19 protein-coding genes are annotated in these 19,744 nt (G+C 59.1%); 11 read left to right on the forward strand and 8 right to left on the reverse strand.

What is annotated here, in order from left to right; genetic code table 11:
- Genes iolE through C5L13_RS08070 form a run of 3 tightly spaced genes read left to right on the forward strand, consistent with a single transcriptional unit; the run spans nucleotide 1 to nucleotide 2,879 of the window.
- Entirely contained in the window at nucleotides 1-912 is a 912-nt protein-coding gene (gene iolE, locus C5L13_RS08060; protein ID WP_105382769.1) for a myo-inosose-2 dehydratase, read from the forward strand.
- Nucleotides 909-1,718 (forward strand): 5-deoxy-glucuronate isomerase, encoded by an 810-nt coding sequence (iolB, locus tag C5L13_RS08065; protein WP_105382770.1) that lies wholly within the window; start codon nucleotides 909-911, stop codon nucleotides 1,716-1,718. Before iolE ends, iolB begins: the two co-directional genes overlap by 4 nt.
- 42 nt (nucleotides 1,719-1,760) lie before the next feature.
- On the forward strand, nucleotides 1,761-2,879 hold the full coding sequence (locus C5L13_RS08070) for a Gfo/Idh/MocA family protein (protein WP_105382771.1): 1,119 nt from the start codon (nucleotides 1,761-1,763) through the stop codon (nucleotides 2,877-2,879).
- 90 nt (nucleotides 2,880-2,969) lie between these two features.
- On the opposite strand, the gene C5L13_RS08075 is transcribed toward C5L13_RS08070, so the two are convergent.
- From C5L13_RS08075 to C5L13_RS28695, 4 genes are all read right to left on the reverse strand, one after another.
- Entirely contained in the window at nucleotides 2,970-4,001 is a 1,032-nt protein-coding gene (locus tag C5L13_RS08075; protein ID WP_105382772.1) for an ABC transporter permease, read from the reverse strand.
- A 27-nt stretch (nucleotides 4,002-4,028) separates the two neighbouring features.
- Nucleotides 4,029-5,570, reverse strand: coding sequence for a sugar ABC transporter ATP-binding protein (locus C5L13_RS08080; protein ID WP_105382773.1), 1,542 nt, complete (start codon nucleotides 5,568-5,570; stop codon nucleotides 4,029-4,031).
- Between the two features lie 67 nt (nucleotides 5,571-5,637).
- Nucleotides 5,638-6,567 (reverse strand): sugar ABC transporter substrate-binding protein, encoded by a 930-nt coding sequence (locus C5L13_RS08085; RefSeq protein ID WP_105382774.1) that lies wholly within the window; start codon nucleotides 6,565-6,567, stop codon nucleotides 5,638-5,640.
- Nucleotides 6,568-6,728: 161 nt separating this feature from the next.
- Nucleotides 6,729-7,031 carry a hypothetical protein gene (locus C5L13_RS28695; RefSeq protein ID WP_158693411.1) on the reverse strand — a complete coding sequence of 101 codons (303 nt, stop codon included), beginning with the start codon at nucleotides 7,029-7,031 and terminating at the stop codon, nucleotides 6,729-6,731.
- Here C5L13_RS28695 and C5L13_RS08090 point away from each other — a divergent pair.
- The 6 genes from C5L13_RS08090 to C5L13_RS08115 all read left to right on the forward strand — a co-directional run bounded on the left by C5L13_RS08090 (nucleotide 7,018) and on the right by C5L13_RS08115 (nucleotide 13,287).
- On the forward strand, nucleotides 7,018-7,836 hold the full coding sequence (locus tag C5L13_RS08090) for a bifunctional allantoicase/(S)-ureidoglycine aminohydrolase (RefSeq protein ID WP_105382775.1): 819 nt from the start codon (nucleotides 7,018-7,020) through the stop codon (nucleotides 7,834-7,836). The two genes, C5L13_RS28695 and C5L13_RS08090, sit on opposite strands and share 14 nt — an antisense overlap.
- Before the next feature lie 284 nt (nucleotides 7,837-8,120).
- Nucleotides 8,121-9,647, forward strand: a complete 1,527-nt coding sequence (locus C5L13_RS08095) for an ABC transporter substrate-binding protein (protein WP_105382776.1) — start codon at nucleotides 8,121-8,123, stop codon at nucleotides 9,645-9,647.
- A 79-nt stretch (nucleotides 9,648-9,726) separates the two neighbouring features.
- Nucleotides 9,727-10,668, forward strand: coding sequence for an ABC transporter permease (locus C5L13_RS08100; RefSeq protein ID WP_170117231.1), 942 nt, complete (start codon nucleotides 9,727-9,729; stop codon nucleotides 10,666-10,668).
- Entirely contained in the window at nucleotides 10,668-11,546 is an 879-nt protein-coding gene (locus C5L13_RS08105; RefSeq protein WP_105382777.1) for an ABC transporter permease, read from the forward strand. The genes C5L13_RS08100 and C5L13_RS08105 overlap by 1 nt, the downstream gene beginning before the upstream one ends.
- Nucleotides 11,547-12,755: an amidohydrolase/deacetylase family metallohydrolase gene (locus tag C5L13_RS08110; protein WP_105382778.1), complete on the forward strand. Its 1,209-nt coding sequence runs from the start codon at nucleotides 11,547-11,549 to the stop codon at nucleotides 12,753-12,755. It begins immediately after the preceding gene.
- Between the two features lie 19 nt (nucleotides 12,756-12,774).
- Nucleotides 12,775-13,287 (forward strand): RidA family protein, encoded by a 513-nt coding sequence (locus tag C5L13_RS08115; protein ID WP_105382779.1) that lies wholly within the window; start codon nucleotides 12,775-12,777, stop codon nucleotides 13,285-13,287.
- Nucleotides 13,288-13,300: 13 nt separating this feature from the next.
- On the opposite strand, the gene C5L13_RS08120 is transcribed toward C5L13_RS08115, so the two are convergent.
- A complete protein-coding gene (locus C5L13_RS08120; protein ID WP_205836817.1) occupies nucleotides 13,301-14,128 on the reverse strand; it encodes an IclR family transcriptional regulator in 828 nt (275 codons plus the stop codon).
- A 96-nt stretch (nucleotides 14,129-14,224) separates the two neighbouring features.
- Between C5L13_RS08120 and C5L13_RS08125 the strand changes: the two genes are divergently transcribed.
- A complete protein-coding gene (locus tag C5L13_RS08125; protein ID WP_105382781.1) occupies nucleotides 14,225-15,421 on the forward strand; it encodes an aminotransferase class V-fold PLP-dependent enzyme in 1,197 nt (398 codons plus the stop codon).
- Nucleotides 15,422-15,453: 32 nt separating this feature from the next.
- Entirely contained in the window at nucleotides 15,454-17,289 is a 1,836-nt protein-coding gene (locus C5L13_RS08130; protein ID WP_105382782.1) for an ABC transporter ATP-binding protein, read from the forward strand.
- A gap of 85 nt (nucleotides 17,290-17,374) precedes the next feature.
- Here the strand turns inward: C5L13_RS08130 and C5L13_RS08135 are convergent, their stop codons facing one another.
- The 3 genes from C5L13_RS08135 to C5L13_RS08145 form a co-directional block, all read right to left on the reverse strand.
- A complete protein-coding gene (locus C5L13_RS08135; RefSeq protein ID WP_105382783.1) occupies nucleotides 17,375-18,136 on the reverse strand; it encodes an amino acid ABC transporter ATP-binding protein in 762 nt (253 codons plus the stop codon).
- The gene (locus tag C5L13_RS08140; RefSeq protein WP_105382784.1) at nucleotides 18,133-18,813 is read right to left on the reverse strand and encodes an amino acid ABC transporter permease; all 681 of its coding nucleotides are present in this window, start codon (nucleotides 18,811-18,813) and stop codon (nucleotides 18,133-18,135) included. The genes C5L13_RS08135 and C5L13_RS08140 overlap by 4 nt, the downstream gene beginning before the upstream one ends.
- A 75-nt stretch (nucleotides 18,814-18,888) precedes the next feature.
- Nucleotides 18,889-19,662 carry an amino acid ABC transporter substrate-binding protein gene (locus C5L13_RS08145; RefSeq protein ID WP_105382785.1) on the reverse strand — a complete coding sequence of 258 codons (774 nt, stop codon included), beginning with the start codon at nucleotides 19,660-19,662 and terminating at the stop codon, nucleotides 18,889-18,891.
- Nucleotides 19,663-19,744 lie beyond the last annotated feature (82 nt).

Genomic DNA, 19,744 nt, shown 5'->3' on the forward strand with positions numbered 1-19,744 from the left:
ATGATCCTCTATGGAACCAATCCAATCGCTTGGTCGAACGACGACGACCGCTCGCTCGGCGCCCATATCAGCCTGGAGCAATGCCTGGACGAGACGGCCAAGATCGGCTTCGACGGCATCGAGAAGGGCCACAAGTTCCCGCAGCAGCCGGAAGCCTTGAAGGCGGTTCTCGAGCCCCGAGGATTGCGGTTTGTTTCCGGGTGGCACTCGCTGAACTTGTTGACGAATTCAATTGAGGAAGAGAAGGCTGCGATGCAGAGCCCGCTCGATCTTCTGAAGGCGATGGGCTCGAACGTCATCATCGTCTGCGAGACCTCCAACGCCATCCATGGAAATGACAGCGTCGCTCTCGTGGATCGCCCGAAACTCGCTGATGCCGAGTGGGCAAAATTCGGTGCGGGCGTCGAGACGCTGGCGGAATTTGCCGCCGGGCAGGGGATCACGCTCGTCTACCATCATCATATGGGTACCATCGTCGAGAGCGAGGACGAGATCGACAAGCTGATGGCAAATACCGGCCCGCAGGCCAAGCTGCTGTTCGATACGGGCCACTGCCTGTTCGGCGGCGGTAATCCGGAAGCGGTCGCGAGAAAATACATGAACCGCGTCGGCCACATCCATGCGAAGAATGTGCGGCCCGATATCGCCCGGCAGGTGCGCGAGGAGAGGCTGTCGTTCCTTGAGGGCGTACGCCGTGGCGTATTCACCGTACCCGGAGACAAGGAGGGAGGCGTGGATTTCCAGCCTGTCTTGAAGATTGCAGCGGAACATGGCTACGAAGGGTGGCTCGTGATCGAAGCCGAGCAGGATCCGGAGGTCAGAAATCCCTTCGAATATCAGAGCCTGGGCTTGTCTTCGCTGAAAGCGACGGCGAGAGCGGCAGGGCTCGATAAGGCGGGGGCTGTGGCATGAGCAGTCTGCTGCGCAAGCCGAAAGGTCGCGGCGGCAAGGTGCATGACGTCACGCCAAAAGACGCAGGCTGGGGATATGTCGGCTTCGGGCTCTATAAGCTCAAAGCCGGCGAAACGGTCGGCGAGGAAACCGGAGAAACCGAAGTCATCCTTGTACTGGTGCAGGGCAAGGCCAGCATCAGCGGGGGAGGCAAGGACTTCGGCGAACTTGGCGACCGCATGAACGTCTTCGAGCGCAAGCCGCCTCACTGCGTTTATATTCCCGCAGGCGCCCAGTGGAATGCGACCGCCAGCACCGATTGCGAACTTGCCGTCTGCGCGGCACCCGCCAAGCCGGGGCGCGAGGCTGCATTGATCGGGCCGCAGGGCCTGTCGCTCAATACCCGCGGCAAGGATGCCAACACTCGTTATATCTATGCGATCGCAATGGAAGAACGAGATGTCGCCGACAGCCTGCTGGTCACGGAAGTCTTCACACCGTCGGGAAACTGGTCCTCCTATCCGCCGCATCGACACGACGAAGACAATTTTCCGGACATGACCTATCTGGAGGAGACCTATTATCACCGGCTGAATCCGGCGCAGGGTTTTGGCTTCCAGCGGGTTTTCACCGAAGATGGCTCGCTTGACGAGACCATGGCGGTCGAAGATGGCGACCTGGTTTTGGTGCCTAAGGGTCACCATCCCTGCGGCGCGCCCTATGGGTACGAAATGTATTACCTGAACGTCATGGCGGGCCCAATCCGCAAATGGCGCTTCAAGAATCATCCCGATCACGATTGGATTTTTCGGCGCGACAACCCCTGACGCTTTCGTCCAATCCAGTCACCAGCGAAGAAGGAGAATAGGATGGCTGGCTTGGGCGTCGGACTGATCGGCACCGGCTATATGGGCAAATGTCACGCGCTTGCCTGGAACTCAGTGGCAAGCGTTTTCGGCGATGTCGATCGCCCACGCCTGGTGGCGCTTGCCGAAGTCGACGCTGAGCTCGCCGAGCGCAAGGCGCGCGATCTCGGATTTGCGCGTTCCACAGGTAACTGGCGCGATCTCCTGTCCGATCCTGGTGTGGACGTCATCTCCGTCACAACGCCAAACGCCTTTCATGCGGACATGGCCGTTGCCGCGCTTGAGGCCGGCAAACACGTCTGGTGCGAGAAACCCATGGCGCCTCTGCTTGGTGATGCCGAGCGCATGCAGGCGGCGGCCAGCCGATCAGGCAAGATCGCTGCCATGGGCTACAACTACATCCAGAATCCGATGATCCGCCAGATCAAGGCGCTGATTGCTCAAGGCGCGATCGGCGTCGTCAATCATGTGCGGGTTGAAATGGACGAGGATTTCATGGCCGATCCGCAGGCGCTCTTCTACTGGAAGAGCGAGGCAGCATCCGGTTATGGCGCACTCGACGATTTCGCCGTGCACCCGTTGTCGCTGCTTTTTACGCTCTTCGGTCATGTCGAGGCAGTCATCGCCGATATGGTCAAGCCTTATGCGGAAAGGCCGCTGGCGGACGGAGGACGCCGCCCCGTGGAAAACCATGATCTGGCGAGTGTCCTTTTCCGATTGGAAGGAGGCATCTCAGGAGTGCTGATGGCGAACCGTTCCGCCTGGGGACGCAAAGGCCGTATCGCGCTGCAGATCTTCGGGTCGGAAGGCTCCATCCTGTTTGACCAGGAGCGAATGAACGAATTCGAACTGTACCAGAATTCCAGCGACAGGACACAGCAGGGCTTCCGGAAGATCCTGGCCGCGCCGGAACATCATCCCTATGATCGCTTCATTCCCGCACCCGGACACGGCCTCGGCTTTAACGACCTGAAGATCATCGAGTGCCGCGAGTTGATCTCGGCCATCGACGGCAAACCGGCACATCTCATCAGCTTCAAAGACGGCCTTCAGATCGAGCGGTCCGTGCACGCCATGGCCCGCTCGTTTTCGGAGCGGCGTTGGGTGACGGTGGAGAGTTGACGGCTTGCCGTCGGCTGCTTCGGGCTGTGAATTTCGGCGACAAAAGAAAAAGGCGGCCGAAGCCGCCTAGATGTGCTTGAAGGAGGACATTCAAACCTTGGCCCGCTTCTTCTGGCGATAAACGTCCGCAACGACTGCCGCAACGATAATCATGCCTTTGACGATTTCCTGGTAATAGGCGTCAACCCGCAGGAAGGTGAAGCCCGAGGTCATCACGCCGAGTATCACGGTTCCGATCACGGTGCCGGTGATGCGGCCTGCTCCTCCTGAAAGAGAGGTGCCGCCGATAACCGCCGCGGCGATGGCATCGAGCTCGTACATGACGCCCATGCCGGCCTGGGCGGTCTGGGCCCGGGCTGCGGTCACCACCCCGGCAAGGCCTGCCAGCATGCCCGCAATTGCATAGACCTTGATGAGATGAGCCTCGACATTGATGCCTGAGACGCGGGCAGCTTGGGTATTCGCGCCGATCGCGTAGGTGAACTTCCCATAGCGGGTATAGCGTAGTGCCACATGGAAGATGAGGGCGACGGCGAGGAACACGATCACCGGCCAGATGCCCGTGCCGATGAAGGTGAAGCTGTCGCTGAGACCTGAGACGGGCTGACCCTTGGTATACCACTTTGAAAGACCGCGCGCTGTCACCATCATCCCGAGGGTGGCAATGAAAGGCGGGATCTTCGTCTTGGCGATCAGTTGTCCGTTGATGTATCCGGCGAGCATGCCAGCTAGGACGCCGACGCCGATCGGAACGAAGAACGGCATGTCGGTCAGGCTTGGATAGAGGGCTCGGGGCCAGGTAGAGGCTTGGGCAAAGCTTGCCGACAGCATGGCTGTCAGACCGACCACCGATCCGGAAGAAAGGTCGATCCCGCCGGTGATGATGACCTGCGTGACGCCCACCGAGATGATCCCGATCACGGAAACCTGCAGGATCATGATCGTCAGACGCTGCTGGTTGAACAGGAAACTCTGGCCAATCAGAAGCCAGCCGAGTAGCTCGTAGATGAGTGCAATGCCGATCAGGACCAGAAAGATATTGGCCTCAGGCGGCATGCGTCGGTTCCGGCGGCGTGCCGGCGTTGCTTTGAGACTGCCTTTGGCCGCAGCGTCAGTCGTCATTTTATCCTCCCTCAGGTCCTGGGCACGTCAACGCGACGCAAGATCCATGACCTTGACTTGTGTTGCTTCTGCTCGATCGAGGAAGCCCGTTACCCGGCCTTCGTGCATGACCATGATGCGGTCGCTCATCCCCAGGACCTCGGGCATTTCCGACGAGATCATGATCACCGCGACGCCTTTTCGAGCCATTTCACAAACGAGCCGGTGAATTTCAGCCTTGGCTCCGACATCGATCCCGCGCGTCGGTTCGTCCAGGATCAGAATGCGCGGATCGGTCAGCATCCAGCGCCCGATCAGCACCTTTTGCTGATTGCCGCCCGACAGGTTCTCGACACGCTCGGCAAGGCTCGGCGTCTTGATCCTCAACTTACGGCACATGTCCTCGCAAACGTCGCTCAGTTCTGCTTCCTGAACAAAGCCCTTGCTGACGAATTTGTCCTGGAGGACGGCAATCTGCATATTTTCGAGAACGTCCAGGATCAGCAGGCAGCCGGTGTCCTTGCGATCCTCGGTCAAAAAAGCCATTCGGTGGCGGATAGCAGTTGTAGGACTGTCGAGCACAACCGCCTTGCCATCAATTTCGATCGTGCCCGAGGTTGCCGGCGTAACGCCGAACAATGTCTCGGCGACATTCGATCGACCCGAGCCGACCAGGCCTGCCACTCCAAGAATCTCACCGGCCCGCACCTCGAAGGAGACGTCGCGGAACACACCCTTCAGGTTGAGGTTTTGCACCGACAACACCGTGTCCCCGATTGGTACTTCCTCCTTGGGAAACATCTGGGTGATCTCCCGGCCAACCATCATCCGAATGATGTCGTCGCGGGTGACGTCGGTAGAGGCATGGGTGCCGATATATCTGCCGTCACGGAATACCGAGAATTCGTCGGCAATCTCGAAGAGCTCGTTCATCTTGTGGGTGATGTAGACGATCCCGATCCCTTGGGTGCGCAGGCCGCGGATGATCTGGAAAAGATGGTCTACTTCACGCTCTGTAAGCGCCGAGGTCGGTTCGTCCATGATGAGGACGTCCGACTCGTAGGAGACGGCTTTGGCGATTTCTACCATTTGCCGATTGGCGACGGAGAGATCGCCGACCTTGGCTTCAGGGTCTATCTGGATATTCAGACGGCTGAAGAGTTCTTCGGTGCGCCGGTACATTTCGCCATGATCGATAAGCCCGAAGCGGTTGAGCGGTTCGCGGCGGATCCAGATATTTTCCGCCACCGTCATATAGGCCATCAGGTTCAGTTCCTGATGGATCATGGCGATGCCGTTTTCCAAGGCGTCGAGGGGCGATCTCAACCGTATTTCAGCGCCTCTTAGCCTTACGGTGCCCTTGTCGGGCTGATAGATGCCGGCCAGAACCTTCATGAGCGTCGACTTGCCCGCACCGTTCTCGCCCATCAGCGCGTGCACTGTGCCGCGCCTCAGCCGGAACGAAACATCATCGAGGGCGACGACGCCGGGAAATTCCTTGCGCACGTCTTCTGCCGTCAGCAGGAATTCCGCATTGGGAATCGCGCCGCTCTTGCGCACGGCAGCCATGGTCGAAGGGCTTACGACCATCCTAATCTCCTGTGGAGCGAGAAAAAGGGGATGCGGCAGATTTCCGCCGCATCCAGAAGACGCCGCGTCAGTTCTTGGCGACGAAGTCCTTGACGTTGGCGGGGGTGACAAGCTGGAAGGGGATATAGACCTTCTTGTCGACCTTCTCGCCTTTGACCAGCTTCAAGGCGGCATCGAGGGCGCCTTTGCCCTGGCCAGCTGCATCCTGGAAAACCGTGACGTCGAGGTCGCCTGCCTGCATGGCGGCAAGCGCATCCTGAGTGGCGTCCACGCCCGCAACGATCACCTTCTTCATGTCCTTGCCAGCAGCTTTCAGAGCCTGGATTGCTCCGATCGCCATTTCGTCGTTGTTCGAAATGACGGCGTCGAATTCCAGGCCGCTGGAAAGCCAGTTGGTCATCAAGTCCGCGCCCTGGGTGCGCTGCCAATTGGCAGTTTGCTCCTCGACGATCTTGAGGCCCTTGCATTCGGCGGTCGCAACAACGTCATGGACGTCCTTCGTCCGCATGCGGGCTGCCTGGTTGGACAGTTCCCCCATCATGATCACGGCCGTACCTTTTCCACCCAGAAGCCTGCAGACCTCTTTGGTCTCAAGCGTCCCGGACTCTACTTCGTTGGAGGCAACGAAGGCCTGTTTTTCCGGCAGGCTGTCGACGTTGACAGGCTCGCGATTGACGTAGATGAGCGGGATTTTGGCGTCAGCTGCTAGTTTCGACATGGCGGTCGTCGCGTCGGTATCGACCGGGTTGACGATAATGGCGTCAACGCCGGCGGCGATGAAGTTCTGGATCTGACTCTGCTGCTTGGCGACGTCGTTTTGTGCGTCTTCCACCTGCAGCGTCACGCCTTTAAGCGTCTTGGCATAATCCTGCATCCCGTTGCGCAGTACCGTCAGAAAATTGTCGTCAAACAGCGCCATGGACACCCCGACGGTCTCAGCATGTGCGGTGGTGCTCACGAGCAAAGACAGCGTAGCACCCAAAATGAGCTTCTTCATGTGGTCTCCTCCTCTATTGGTTCCGGCGTCACCCGATGCTACCAGAACTGGCCTCCCGACCGAGTAATTTTCATCCCCGCTCCCGACGTGGATGCGCCGCGGAATGATTGAACCGCGGCTCGAGTGGTGCGGATAATTTATTCCATTTTTTGAAGGAGCCGTCAACGACGCTCTTTGCAGAAATTCTCGGCGAGGGTCAAAATCGCCAGATTTCTTGACAAAGCATTGATTGAAGGCGAGATCAAAGGCAGAATTTTTGTTCTAAAGTAGACTGCTGGTCGCTCTTCGGCGTTTAGCGGGTGATTGGTCAGGACATCTGCTCGATGGCGATAGCGATCCCACGATTTCGGCTCCCCGATGTCCGGCACCTGCGGGAATTGTGTTGTTCCCTTGCCCAAATTCCGGGTCAGGCTTAAAGCAGACATTCGACTGCTTTCAGGAATGATGTGGATGACGACCAGCAATTACTTTTCAGCCGTGGGTGGCTTGCCGCCGCAGACACAACTTCTTTCCAGCAAGGCTGTCTTCACCACTGCCTATGCGGTGATACCCAAGACGGTCATGAGTGATATTGTTACGAGCCTGCTGCCGCACTGGGACGGCACGCGAGCCTGGATCTTGTCGCGTCCGTTGAGCGGCTTTGCCGAGACTTTTGCGCAGTATATTATGGAAGTGCAGCCAGGGGGCGGCAGCGAGCGGCCGGAACCGGATCCGCGCGCGCAGGCCGGCATCTTTGTGGTGGCGGGCGAGATGACGATCGAACTCGATGGCGCTTCACACCATTTGAAATCCGGTTCTTTCGCCTATCTGCCGGCTGGCAGACAGTGGGCCTTGAAGAACAACAGCGCAGCAGCGGTCCGATTCCACTGGATCCGCAAGGCGTTCAAGACGGTGGAGGGGCTTGAACCGCCGCCGCCGGTTTTCACCCACGAAGACGAATGTGTCTTGGCTCCGATGCCGGATACGGATGGCAAATGGGCGACAACCCGTTTTATCGATCCGTCCGATATCCGTTATGACATGCACATCAATATCGTCACCTTCGAGCCGGGGGCCATCATCCCGTTCATGGAAACCCACATCATGGAACACGGTCTCTATGTGTTGGAAGGCAAGGCGGTCTACCGGCTGAATCAGGACTGGGTCGAGGTGGAAGCGGGTGACTATATGTGGCTGCGCTCCTTCTGCCCGCAGGCCTGTTATGCTGGCGGCCCGGGTCGCTTCCGCTACCTGCTCTACAAGGACGTGAACCGGCATCCCGAGCTTTAAGGGGTCGGGCGTTGTCTTTCGCTAGCTAAGCGATTTCGAGGCAGCCGGACGGCTGCTTTGCATCCGCGCATCTCAGCAGCGCTTTCGAAACAGTTCGAACCTCCGCTTCGAGGCGTGCCCGCTTGGGAAACGCCCTTGGGGGTGGTGCAGCTCGTCTCCAAATCGGCAAGAGAACGAACAGTGGCATCGACGCCCACGTCGCCATTGACACTGCCCGTGTCTTCGCTATTCTGTTATAAAAGTCGATATAACATAATAGTGGAACATAAGAACGGGAGACTGCGATGAAACTGAAACTTGCATTCCTTTTCGCGACGGCGCTCGTCGCCGTGCCCAGCTTGTCCTTGGCGCAGCAAAAAGGCGGCGTCATCAACGTGGCGACGATTGGCGAGCCGCCGACGCTCGATCCGATGGCCTCGACCGCCGATCTTGTCGGGATCGTCACCCAGCACATCTTCGAGACCCTCTATACCTTCGACAAGGGCTGGAAAGTTACGCCGCTTCTTGCCGAAAGCCTTCCGGAGATCAGTGCCGACGGCAAGACCTATACGATCAAGTTGCGCAGCGGCATCAAGTTCCATGACGGCAGCGACATGACATCGGAAGATGTGATCGCCTCGCTTGGCCGCTGGACCAAAATCGCCTCGCGCGGCAAGCAGGCCGCAGGGTTTATCGAAACTCTTGCCGCTACCGGACCGGATACCGTCACCATCAAGCTGAAGCAGCCCTATGCGCCACTCGTCTCGCTGCTTGCCTTCAACAATTCCGCGGCGATCATTGTCCCCGCGGAGAAGCAGGCTGAGCCGATGACGGAGTTTGTCGGCACCGGTCCTTATATGCTGAAGGAACGTAAGGCAGACCAGTACATCCAGCTTGCCCGTTTCGGCGGCTACAAGCCCCGCTCCGGCGCAAGCGATGGCTACGGCGGCGCCCGCCACCAATATCTCGACGAGATCCGTTTCGTGCCGGTGCCTGATCCGAACACGCGCGTCGAGGCTGCGGTCTCGGGCCAATATGATTATGTCGATTCCATTCCTGTGGAATCCTTCGACAAGATCAAATCCTCTTCCGCCTCTGCGCCCGTTTTGCTCAAGCCGTTCGGCTATCCGGTGTTCGTCTTCAACACCAAGGAAGGCCTGGCGTCCAAGCTGGAACTGCGCAAGGCCGTCACTCAAGCTCTCAGCATGGAGGACATGCTGGCGGCGGCGTTCGGCAGCAAGGATTTTTATGCCCTGGACGGTGCTTTCTATCCCGCCAACTATGGATGGCATAGCGAAACGGGAGTCGAGGGCAACTATAATATCGCCAATCCGGAAGCCGCTGCGGAAGCTCTGAAGGCGGCGGGTTACAATGGCGAGCCGCTTCGCATCCTGACAAGCCGCCAATATGAGTTTCACTACAAGATGGCGCAGGTTGCTGCCGAATACCTGAAGCTCGCCGGTTTCAAGGTCGACATGCAGGTCGTCGACTGGGCGACGTTGACCCAGAGGCGCACCGATCCCAAGCTGTGGGACATCTATATCACCCACAGCCCCTTCCTGCCGGAACCGGCGCTGATCGGAGCGCTCTCGACCAGTTCACCCGGCTGGTGGGACACGCCCGCCCGTAAGGCTGCGGTCGATGCCTTCACGTCCGAGACAGATGCTGCCAAGCGCGTGAAGCTCTGGGCAAATGTCCAGAAGACGATTTACGATGAACTCCCGCTTATCAAGATCGGAGACTTCAACGCGGTTGCGGCGAAGTCGAAGAAGCTCGAAGGCGTCGATCCGGCTCCCTGGCCGTATTTCTGGAACGCGTCCATCACGAAGTAGGCACGAGGAGGTGGATGCCAGCCAAGGCCGGCGTCCACCATTCGTCCTGTCCGGCTGCGGACACGGGGACCTTTTTGCAATGATACGTTACATCCTACAGCGCCTTGCCGGCATGATCGTCGTGATGTTCCTGGTCGTGACGATTGTCTTCGTGATCGTGCGGGTGACCCCGGGAGACCCGGCAGCCGTGATGCTCGGCCCGGACGCCACACCGCAGGACATTGCCGAACTGAGGTCGAGGCTCGGCCTGGATCAGTCCATCGTCGTCCAGTATGTCTTTTATATCGGCCAGCTTCTAAAAGGCGATCTCGGTCAATCCATCTTTCTCAACATGCCGGTCGGCGCCGCGCTGCTGGATCGGGCCGAACCGACCTTCTTTCTGACGATCTTCTCGCTGGCGATCGCGAGTGTCATCGCTCTGCCGGTCGGCATCTACGCGGCTTATCGGCGCGGCTCTTTCGTGGATCAGGCGGCCACCACCGTGGCGATGCTGGCCGCGAGCATTCCAAGCTTCTGGCTGGGGCTCATCCTCATGCAGTTCTTTGCTGTCAGGCTGAATATCTTTCCGGTGTCCGGATATGGCGGCCCTGGGGCCGGCTTTCTGGAGAGGATGTATCATCTGACATTGCCGGCGCTGGCGCTGGGCATTGTTTCCTCAGCATTGATCCTGCGGTTCACCCGCGCTTCCATGCTCGACGTCTTCAGTGACGACTATGTCCGCACTGCCCGCGCCAAAGGCTTGTCAGAGCGGCGTGTAGTCCTGAAACACGCCCTGAAAAATGCGCTCATCCCGATCCTGACCGTCATCGGATTGACGGCCGCCGTACTGATTTCCGGTGCGGTTGTGACGGAAACCGTGTTTGGGCTGCCGGGCGTCGGCAATCTCGTCGTATCCGCCGTGCTTCGCCGCGATTATCCGGTTATCCAGGGTGCACTGCTCGTCATCGCCGGCCTCTATGTCCTCATCAATTTTGCGATCGACATGCTCTATCTTCTGATCGATCCGAGGGTGCGCTACTGATGGTCGATGTCGTAACCACCAATCCAGCGCCGGTCCTTGGCGAAAAGTACCGGTTCCTTCGCCGCTTGCTGAAGCGCAAGACGGTCGCCATCGGCCTCGTCGTGCTGGCCATCTTCGTTCTGCTCGCGGCCCTTGCCCCCTGGGTTGCGCCTTTTTCTCCTTCCAAGCTTTCGATCGTCAACCGCCTGAAGCCGCCGGGCGAGCTCTACTGGTTCGGTACCGACGAGTTCGGGCGTGATATCTTCTCGCGCACTATCCATGCGGGGCGGTTGTCGCTGCTGGTCGGATTTGCCGTCGTCATGCTTTCTGCGGCGATTGGCGTGACGCTCGGTCTGCTCGCCGGGTTCTTTCAGAAACTCGACACACCGATCGCGCGGCTGATCGACGCGATGATGGCCTTTCCGGATATCTTGCTGGCGATTGCGCTTGTGGCAGCCCTCGGTCCATCGCTGGTGACCGTCATTCTTGCGCTTGCCATCGTCTATGCGCCGCGCCTCGCCCGCGTCGTCCGCGCCTCGACACTGGTCATACGCGAACTGCCCTATGTGGAAGCGGCCAAGGCGCTCGGGATCTCGACCTTCCACATTATGACCCGGCATGTGCTGCGTAACCTCGTCTCGCCGATCCTCGTCCAGGGAACCTTCCTGTTCGCCAGCGCCATGCTTGCCGAGGCTGGCCTTTCCTTCCTCGGCCTCGGCGTCAGCCCCGAAATCCCCACTTGGGGAACGATGATTTCAGGCGGTCGCCAATATATCGGGCAAGCCGACTGGATGACCTATTTCCCCGGCCTCGCCATCATCCTGTGCGTGCTTTCACTGCAGATGGTGGGCGACGGCCTCAGAGACATGCTCGATCCCAGACTTCGAAAGGACCTCTAGATGACCGGTGAAAAAGCGGAAAAACCGCTCCTCCTCACCAATGTGAAGCCAATGGCCTTCGGCGATGCGATGCCTGCCGGCGCGACGGATATTCTTGTCGGCACGGACGGCAGGATTTCCGCGATCGGCCCGTCGCTCGCCGCACCGGCAGATGCGATCCGCATCGATGGCAAAGGCGCCTGGATTTCGCCGGGCTGGGTGGATCTGCACGTGCATATCTGGCACGGCGGCACCGACATTTCGATCCGTCCGTCGGAATGCGGCGCCGAGCGCGGCGTGACGACGCTGGTCGACGCGGGATCGGCCGGCGAAGCCAATTTCCATGGCTTTCGCGAATACATCATCGAGCCATCGAGGGAACGCATCAAAGCCTTCCTGAACCTCGGCTCGATCGGTCTCGTCGCCTGCAACCGCGTTCCGGAACTGCGCGACATCAAGGACATCGACCTCGACCGGATTCTCGAATGTTATGCGGAAAATAGCGAGCATATCGTCGGCATCAAGGTGCGCGCCAGCCACGTCATTACCGGCTCCTGGGGTGTCACGCCCGTCAAGCTCGGCAAGAAGATCGCCAAGATCCTCAAGATTCCGATGATGGTGCATGTCGGTGAACCGCCGGCACTCTATGACGAAGTACTGGAAATCCTGGGTCCGGGGGACGTCGTCACCCACTGCTTCAACGGCAAGGCCGGTTCGAGCATCATGGAGGACGAGGATCTTTTCAATCTCGCCGAACGCTGCGCTTCGGAAGGAATTCGACTGGATATCGGCCACGGCGGCGCGTCCTTCTCCTTCAAGGTCGCGGAAGCGGCGATCCAGCGCGGGTTGCTGCCCTTCTCGATTTCGACGGACCTGCATGGCCATTCGATGAATTTCCCGGTCTGGGATCTGGCGACCACCATGTCGAAGCTCCTGTCGGTCGGCATGCCCTTCGATAAGGTCGTCGAAGCTGTGACGCATGCGCCCGCGTCCGTCATCAAGCTTCCAATGGAAAACCGGCTTTCGGTCGGGGAACGGGCCGATTTCACCATCTTTGATCTCGTCGATGCCGATCTGGAAGCGACGGATTCCAATGGCGACGTCTCGCGTCTCCAGAAGCTGTTTGAGCCGCGATACGCCGTCATCGGTCCGGATGCCATCGCCGCCAGTCGCTACATCCCGCGGGCTCGCAAGCTCGTTCGCCACAGCCACGGCTACTCGTGGCGGTGAGCGATCATTTTAGAATTGCATGACAGGAGTTTGCGTGAACACGTCCCCAGCAAAGGCCGCCTCCGCGGCGCAATCGCCTTACGAGCGCCTGGCTCAACTCGGCATTCAGCTTCCGCCTTCGCCGCCGCCGATCGCCAATTTCGTGACGCATGTACAGGAAGGCAATCTGCTCTATCTCTCCGGCCAGGGGCCACGCGAGGCGAATGGACATCTCTATTCCGGCAAGGTGGGTGCCGACGTGGACGTCGATCTTGCCTATCAGCATGCCCGGCTCGTCGGCATCAACCTGCTCGCGGTGATGCACGAGGCGCTCGGTGATCTGTCTCGGGTGAAGCGAGTGGTGAAGCTGCTCGGCATGGTCAACGCCGTGCCGGATTTCGAAGATCACCCGAGCGTCATCAACGGCTGTTCCGACCTGCTCATCACAGTCTTTGGCGAGGCTGGCCAGCACGCTCGCTCCGCCGTCGGCTTTGGTTCGCTTCCCAACAACATAACCGTCGAAATCGAAGCGATCGTCGCATTGCGTGACTAGAGAGGGACAGCGGTCAATGGTTTCGCCAGCCCATCAATTTTTCGATCCGCCCGGCCGCGGCACGAACCTGCTCGGTGTAGTGGTTCTCGTCGGAGAAGACCTTCTGCTCGGGCAGCACGATCGAAATGGTTGCGATGCATTGGCCATCCCTGTCGCAGATCGGCGAGGCGATACAGGCCACCGCATAGTCGGATTCCGCGACCTGGATCGAAAGGCGCTCCCTGAATGCCTTGCCGGCCGAGTCGGCAAGCGTGAGGGCATCCACTTCAGCACGACCGGTGGGCGAGGTGCGGGCGCATCGCTTGAAAAGCTCGATCCGCTCGGCTTCCGGCAAATGCCCGACGAGCAGACGGCCGGAAGCGGTCCAGTTCAGGGGAACGCGCGTGCCGACGCGCGACGCGACCTGGAAATGACTAGGGCCATCGGCCATGGCAAGCACGAGCATGTAGTCGCCGTCGCGGCCGCAGACCTGCACCGTTTCTCCGGCCTGTCGGCAGAGATCGTGCATCTCATGGGTCGCGACGCTCATGAAATCAAGCGAGCGCGCGTAGGCCAGGCCATAGTGGTAAAGCCTCGCGCCGAGCCAGATGGTGCCGTCGAGATTACGCGCGAGCATGTTCTTTTCGACAAGATCGTCAATGATCACATAGACGGTCGAAAGCGGCGCCTTGATCGCCTTGGCGATCGCGTAAGCTCCGGCCGGCGCGCCCGTTTCGTAAAGGTGGTCGATGACCTGCAACGCCCGGTCTATGCCACTGACGCGCGAACGACGGGTCCCTTTGACGTCCTCGGTGGGGAGCGCGTCTTCGGCGGGAGCTGTAGATGAAGTCTGTGCGTCCAATTCAACGCTCCTCTTTTTGGTTTGAGAGGCTATTACATTACTATGGCATAACTGTCGATGATAATTCGCAGCCTGCCGCTACTTTGGAGAAACAGAATGTCCGATGATATCCGCGCCAAGATCGGTCTGCGCCCGGTCATCAACGTGTCCGGTACGATGACGAGCCTTGGTGCCTCGATCGTGGTCCCGCAGGCGGTGGATGCAATGGCGTCGATCCTGCCGCAATTCGTGGAGATCAACGATCTGCAGCGGAAGGCAAGTGCGGTGATATCCCGATTGACGGGTGGGGAGGCGGGTTTCGTGACTGCCTCCTGCTCGTCGGGTATCAGCCTGGCGGTGGCAGGTTGCATCACCGGCAACAATCTGCTCGCCATTGAGAGGCTTCCGGACATCACGCCGGAAAAGAATGAAGTCATCGTCCAGATGGGACATGTGGTGAGCTACGGAGCGCCGGTGGATCAGGCGATCCGGCTTGCCGGCGGCAAGGTCGTGCTGATTGGCCAGGCAACCTCAACCCACCGGTTCCATATGGAAAATGCCATCAACGAACAGACGGCCGCCGCCGTCTACGTGGTGTCCCACCACGTCGTCGACTATGGTCTGCTGCATCTCGCCGAGTTCGTCGAAATCGCCCATGCCAAAGGCGTGCCGGTCATTGTCGATGCGGCTTCCGAATATGATCTCAAACTGTTCCTCGCCCAAGGCGCCGACGTCGTTCTCTATTCGGGCCATAAATTCCTGGGCGGCCCGACCTCCGGCATAGTCGCTGGCACAAAGGAGCATGTGCGCCATGCGTTCTTGCAGAACATGGGCATCGGCCGTGGCATGAAGGTCGGCAAGGAAAGCATCTACGGCGTCATGGCCGCGCTGGAGGCTTGGGAGACGCGTGATCATGCGGGAATCCGGGAGCGTGAGACCAGCTACCTCAACCTTTGGAAAGAGACGCTGAGTGGCCGTCCCGGCGTAACGGCTTTGATCGAACCCGATCCCACCAACAATCCGCTCGACCGTATGCGCGTGATCATTTCCCCGCCGGAGGCCCATATAACGGCTTGGGACCTCGCGGCTGCGTTGCGCAGTGGCAGCCCACCGATCATCGTCCGCGACCATGAGGTTGAGCACCATTATTTCTACCTCGATCCCTGCAATCTGCATCCCGGCCAGGAGGTAATCGTCGCAAACCGTCTGAAGGAGGAGCTCGATAAGGCCCGGGCCTCGAACGAAGTCATCGCGACACCGCTCGAAAACCTGAGCCGCCATCGTTTCGACGGCTTGCTCAACTGGCCGGACTAACCGCGTCAACGGAACGAAAGAGGGAAACGACGATGAGCGCTGCAGAAGCCAAAATCATGGACGCCGTCAAACCAGTTCTGTCGGTCGAGAATCTGACCACGTCTTTTCTTGTCGAGGGTGAATGGAAGCCGGTCGTCCGCGATGTCTCGTTTTCCGTCTCACCAGGGGAAACCGTCGCGATCGTCGGTGAGTCAGGTTCAGGAAAAAGCGTGACCTCGCTCTCGATCATGCGGCTTCTGCAATCGGACACCAGCCGTATCGAGGGCAGGATCATGTTCAGCGGACGCGATCTTCTTTCACTGCCTGAAAAGGAGATGCGTCAAGTTCGCGGCAATGACATTTCGATGATCTTCCAGGAGCCGATGACGAGCCTGAATCCGCTCTTCACGGTCGGAGACCAAATTTCCGAGGCCCTGCTGTGCCACAAGGTCCTGTCGACGGCGGAGGCGAAGGCGGAGACAATTCGGCTGCTGGAAAAAGTGCGCATTCCCTCTGCGGCCTCCCGTTTCAACGAATATCCGCACCGGCTCTCCGGAGGCATGCGCCAGCGGGTCATGATTGCAATGGCCCTGGCATCGAAGCCGAAGCTGCTTATCGCCGACGAGCCGACAACGGCGCTCGATGTGACGATCCAGGGCCAGATCCTCGACCTCATCAAGATGCTGCAGGAAGAGGAGGGGACCTCCGTCCTGTTCATCACGCACGACATGGGCGTCGTGGCCGAGACCGCCGACCGCACCGTGGTCATGTATCGCGGCGAGCAGGTAGAGACGGGAAAGACGGCCGATATTTTTCATCGGGGCAGGCATCCCTATACGCGGGCGCTTCTTTCCGCCGTGCCGGTGCTGGGGTCGATGCGGGATTTCGACCGGCCGTTGCGATTTCCCGTCGTCAACATGGCTACGGGTGAATCGAATATTCCGGTCGAGGTGCCGGATACAGTGGCGAAGGAAAAGCCGATCCTTCAGGTCAAGAACCTCACCAAGCGCTTCGACATCCATTCAGGCCTGCTCGGCCGTCTGAGCGGCAGGGTCCATGCCGTCGAAAACGTCTCTTTCGATCTCTTTGCAGGCGAGACGCTGTCGTTGGTGGGCGAATCCGGTTGCGGCAAGTCGACCACCGGCCGCGCCATCATGCGGTTGATCGAACCGGATTCCGGCTCCGTGATGGTCGAGGACCGCGACGTGCTATCGCTCGACAAACGGCACTTGCGTGAAATGCGCAAGTCCGTGCAGATGATCTTCCAAGACCCCTTCGCCTCCCTCAATCCGCGCATGACCGTCGGCCAGGCAATCGCGGAACCCTATCTCGAACACAAAATGGGCTCGGCACAAGATGCGAAGCAGGTTGTCTCCGACATGCTGCGCAAGGTCGGTCTGACACCCGACATGGCAAGCCGCTACCCGCATGAGTTCTCGGGCGGACAGCGCCAGCGCATCTGCATCGCGCGGGCGCTGGCGCTCGAGCCAAAGGTGATCATCGCAGACGAGAGCGTTTCCGCGCTTGACGTCTCAATCAAGGCGCAGGTCATCAATCTGATGTTGGATCTCCAGGAGAGCCTCAATCTCGCCTTCCTGTTCATCTCCCACGACATGGCCGTGGTCGAGCGCGTCAGCCATCGAGTGGCGGTTATGTATCTCGGAGAAATCGTCGAGATCGGGCCGCGAGAAACCGTGTTCGGTAACCCTCAGCACGACTATACGAGGAAGTTGATAGCCGCTGTTCCCGTGCCGGATCCCGATCGCCGCAGCGAAAAGCGCGTGCCCGCAAGCGAGGAGCTGAAAAGCCCCATCCGGCCGCCAGGCTTCGTTGCAGCGCCCCGCGCTTACCGGGAGGTCTCGCCCGGACATTTCGTTGCTGCTGCCTGAGCGTGTCGTTCAAGCTATCTTCGCTCATGCCCGCCTGGCTTGCAGCAAGCAGTTCAGGTGCGGCGAAGTACAAAGCGATCCTTCACTAGACGCCCTGTGAGTGTGCCGCACTGATTGTCGAAAGAAACTGTCTCGTCCTTTCCCGCTGCGGCGCGTTGAAAAGAGACTGGGCATTGCCGGCTTCTACGATGCGGCCGGCTTCCAGAAAGACGACGTCACGGGCAATCTTGGAGGCGAGCCGGAGATCGTGCGTGGCCATGACCATCGTCGTTCCCTCGCGTGCGAGTTTTGCCAACACCTCGACGACTTCTGCCGCAAGCTCCGGGTCGAGCGCCGACGTGGGTTCGTCGCAAAGCAGGACACGTGGCGAGGGAGCCAGGGCACGAGCGATCGCGACGCGCTGCTGCTGTCCGCCGGAAAGTGTCGCTGGCCAAGCCTCGGCCTTGTGCGCCATTCCCACTTTCTCAAGGAGTTCCATGGCGCGTGCCTGCGCTTTCTGCCGAGGCCATCTGAGAACCGTCGTCAATCCCTCCATGACGTTCTCGATCGCGGTGCGATGGGGAAATAGTTGGAAATTCTGAAATACCATGCCGGTCTGGCAGCGGATCTTCTGGATGTCGCTCCAGCCGATTTTCTTGCTCGGCGAAAATGAGAGTTCGGCCTCACCAAGGCGGATCGTCCCGGCGCTGGGGATCTCAAGCAGGTTGATGCAGCGCAAGAGGGTGCTCTTGCCGCCACCGGATGGCCCGACCAATGCGGTTACGCTGCCTTCGGGGATGTCGATGCTGATGTCACTCAGGATAATAGCCGTGCCGAAGCGTTTTTCGAGGTTCGAAAGCTTGATCATGCATTCGCCTCCAGCATGCCGCCATAACGGGCAAAGCGCCGCTCGAGCCTCACCTGCAGTGCCGACAGGAACGAACTCAACACAAGATAGATCATTGCGGCCTGGATGTAGAGGATTAGAGGCTCGTAGGTGGTCGCCACGATCCTTTGAGCAGCCTGGAAGAGCTCCGGCACGGTGATGGCGGCGGCAAGCGAAGTATCCTTTACGAGCGAAATGAAGGTGTTGGACAGCGGCGGGACCGCAACCCGCGCAGCTTGGGGAAGTATGGTACGTACCATCGCCTGCCGCCAGCTCATGCCGATCGAATAGGCAGCTTCCCATTGACCTTTTGGAACCGACGAGATCACCGCACGAATGATCTCGGAACTATAGGCGCCGATATTGAGCGTGAAGCCGATCAAGGCCGCCGGGAAGGCATCGAGCAGAATGCCCATGCTGGGTAGTCCATAGAAGATGACGAAGAGCTGCACCAGAAGCGGCGTGCCCCGAATGACCCAGACGTAGAAGCGAGCGACCATTGCAAGCGGCGGCGGGGCAAACAGGCGTGCGATCGCGGTCATCAATCCGAGGATAAGACCGAACAGAAAAGATAACAGGGTCAAGGGAATGGTGAACTTGACACCGGCCCAAAGCAGGGTCGGCAGCGAATCTGCCATCAATTGGAGCCAGTGTGGCACGGTGATCCTCGTAAAATGAGACGTCCGGCAGTGCGCCGGACGTCGGATCTTAAGTCCAAATCGGGCTTGAGCGAATTATTTGGAGACGTCTTGTCCAAAATATTTCTGGGCGATCTTCTGGTAGGTCCCATCTGCCTTGATATCGGCCAGAGCCTTGTTGATGGCCTCCAGGAGTTCCGGCTCACCCTTACGGATGATAATCCCGGAATAATCTGCATTGGCCTGCTCGGCGGCGATTTTGACAGGCGCATCCGGCTTTTGCTTCTTGAAGTCGAGGAAGGACAGGCTGTCGTTGATCGTCGCATCCGCCCGGCGGGTCAGTACCAGCTGGATGGACTGGTCAAATCCTTCTGTTCCGACTAGTTCGGCACCGGACTGTTCTGCCAGTTTGCCAAAATTGCTTGTCAGGGACTGGGCGGCTTTCTTGCCCTTGAGATCGGCAAAATCCTTGATCTCGTCATTGTCCTGACGAACGATAAGAACGGCTTTCGAGGCGATATAAGGATCGGAAAAGTCGTATTTCTGCTTGCGCGCCTCGGTGATTCCAACCTGATTGATCACGGTGTCGTACCGCTTTGCGTCAATGCCGGCGATCAGGCCATCCCATTTGCCTTCGATGAATTCGGCTTTGACGCCGAGCTTGGCCGCGATTGCTTCGCCGATCTCGACGTCGAAGCCGACGAGCTTGCCGGTCGTGTCGTGAAAGGTGAAGGGCGCATAGGTACCTTCGGTGCCGATCTTCAACGCGCCGGCCGATTTGACTGCCGCAAGGTTTTCACCGGCAGTTGCGGGTGCAAACACGGCTATCTGAAGAAACATCGCGGCTGCGATAGCTTTGAACCGACTCATGTCATTATCCTTTCGAGCGGGAGCAATGGCGCATCAATTACAGAAAATGAGACCGTTTGAGGCCGAACAAAACTGCAAAGAA

It is taken from the genome of Neorhizobium alkalisoli, assembly GCF_002968635.1.
In the GTDB taxonomy this organism is placed as follows: domain Bacteria; phylum Pseudomonadota; class Alphaproteobacteria; order Rhizobiales; family Rhizobiaceae; genus Neorhizobium; species Neorhizobium alkalisoli.

What these genes read in the sequence shown, in the direction of transcription:
- C5L13_RS08090 (WP_105382775.1), top strand. Translation starts at nt 7,018, where the DNA reads ATGACGACCAGCAATTACTTTTCAGCCGTGGGTGGCTTGCCGCCGCAG.
- C5L13_RS08100 (WP_170117231.1), top strand. Translation starts at nt 9,727, where the DNA reads ATGATACGTTACATCCTACAGCGCCTTGCCGGCATGATCGTCGTGATG.
- C5L13_RS08115 (WP_105382779.1), top strand. Translation starts at nt 12,775, where the DNA reads ATGACAGGAGTTTGCGTGAACACGTCCCCAGCAAAGGCCGCCTCCGCG.
- C5L13_RS08110 (WP_105382778.1), top strand. Translation starts at nt 11,547, where the DNA reads ATGACCGGTGAAAAAGCGGAAAAACCGCTCCTCCTCACCAATGTGAAG.
- C5L13_RS08125 (WP_105382781.1), top strand. Translation starts at nt 14,225, where the DNA reads ATGTCCGATGATATCCGCGCCAAGATCGGTCTGCGCCCGGTCATCAAC.
- C5L13_RS08105 (WP_105382777.1), top strand. Translation starts at nt 10,668, where the DNA reads ATGGTCGATGTCGTAACCACCAATCCAGCGCCGGTCCTTGGCGAAAAG.
- C5L13_RS08135 (WP_105382783.1), bottom strand. Translation starts at nt 18,136, where the DNA reads ATGATCAAGCTTTCGAACCTCGAAAAACGCTTCGGCACGGCTATTATC.
- C5L13_RS08080 (WP_105382773.1), bottom strand. Translation starts at nt 5,570, where the DNA reads ATGGTCGTAAGCCCTTCGACCATGGCTGCCGTGCGCAAGAGCGGCGCG.
- C5L13_RS08085 (WP_105382774.1), bottom strand. Translation starts at nt 6,567, where the DNA reads ATGAAGAAGCTCATTTTGGGTGCTACGCTGTCTTTGCTCGTGAGCACC.
- iolB (WP_105382770.1), top strand. Translation starts at nt 909, where the DNA reads ATGAGCAGTCTGCTGCGCAAGCCGAAAGGTCGCGGCGGCAAGGTGCAT.
- iolE (WP_105382769.1), top strand. Translation starts at nt 1, where the DNA reads ATGATCCTCTATGGAACCAATCCAATCGCTTGGTCGAACGACGACGAC.
- C5L13_RS08070 (WP_105382771.1), top strand. Translation starts at nt 1,761, where the DNA reads ATGGCTGGCTTGGGCGTCGGACTGATCGGCACCGGCTATATGGGCAAA.
- C5L13_RS08075 (WP_105382772.1), bottom strand. Translation starts at nt 4,001, where the DNA reads ATGACGACTGACGCTGCGGCCAAAGGCAGTCTCAAAGCAACGCCGGCA.
- C5L13_RS08130 (WP_105382782.1), top strand. Translation starts at nt 15,454, where the DNA reads ATGAGCGCTGCAGAAGCCAAAATCATGGACGCCGTCAAACCAGTTCTG.
- C5L13_RS08095 (WP_105382776.1), top strand. Translation starts at nt 8,121, where the DNA reads ATGAAACTGAAACTTGCATTCCTTTTCGCGACGGCGCTCGTCGCCGTG.
- C5L13_RS08145 (WP_105382785.1), bottom strand. Translation starts at nt 19,662, where the DNA reads ATGAGTCGGTTCAAAGCTATCGCAGCCGCGATGTTTCTTCAGATAGCC.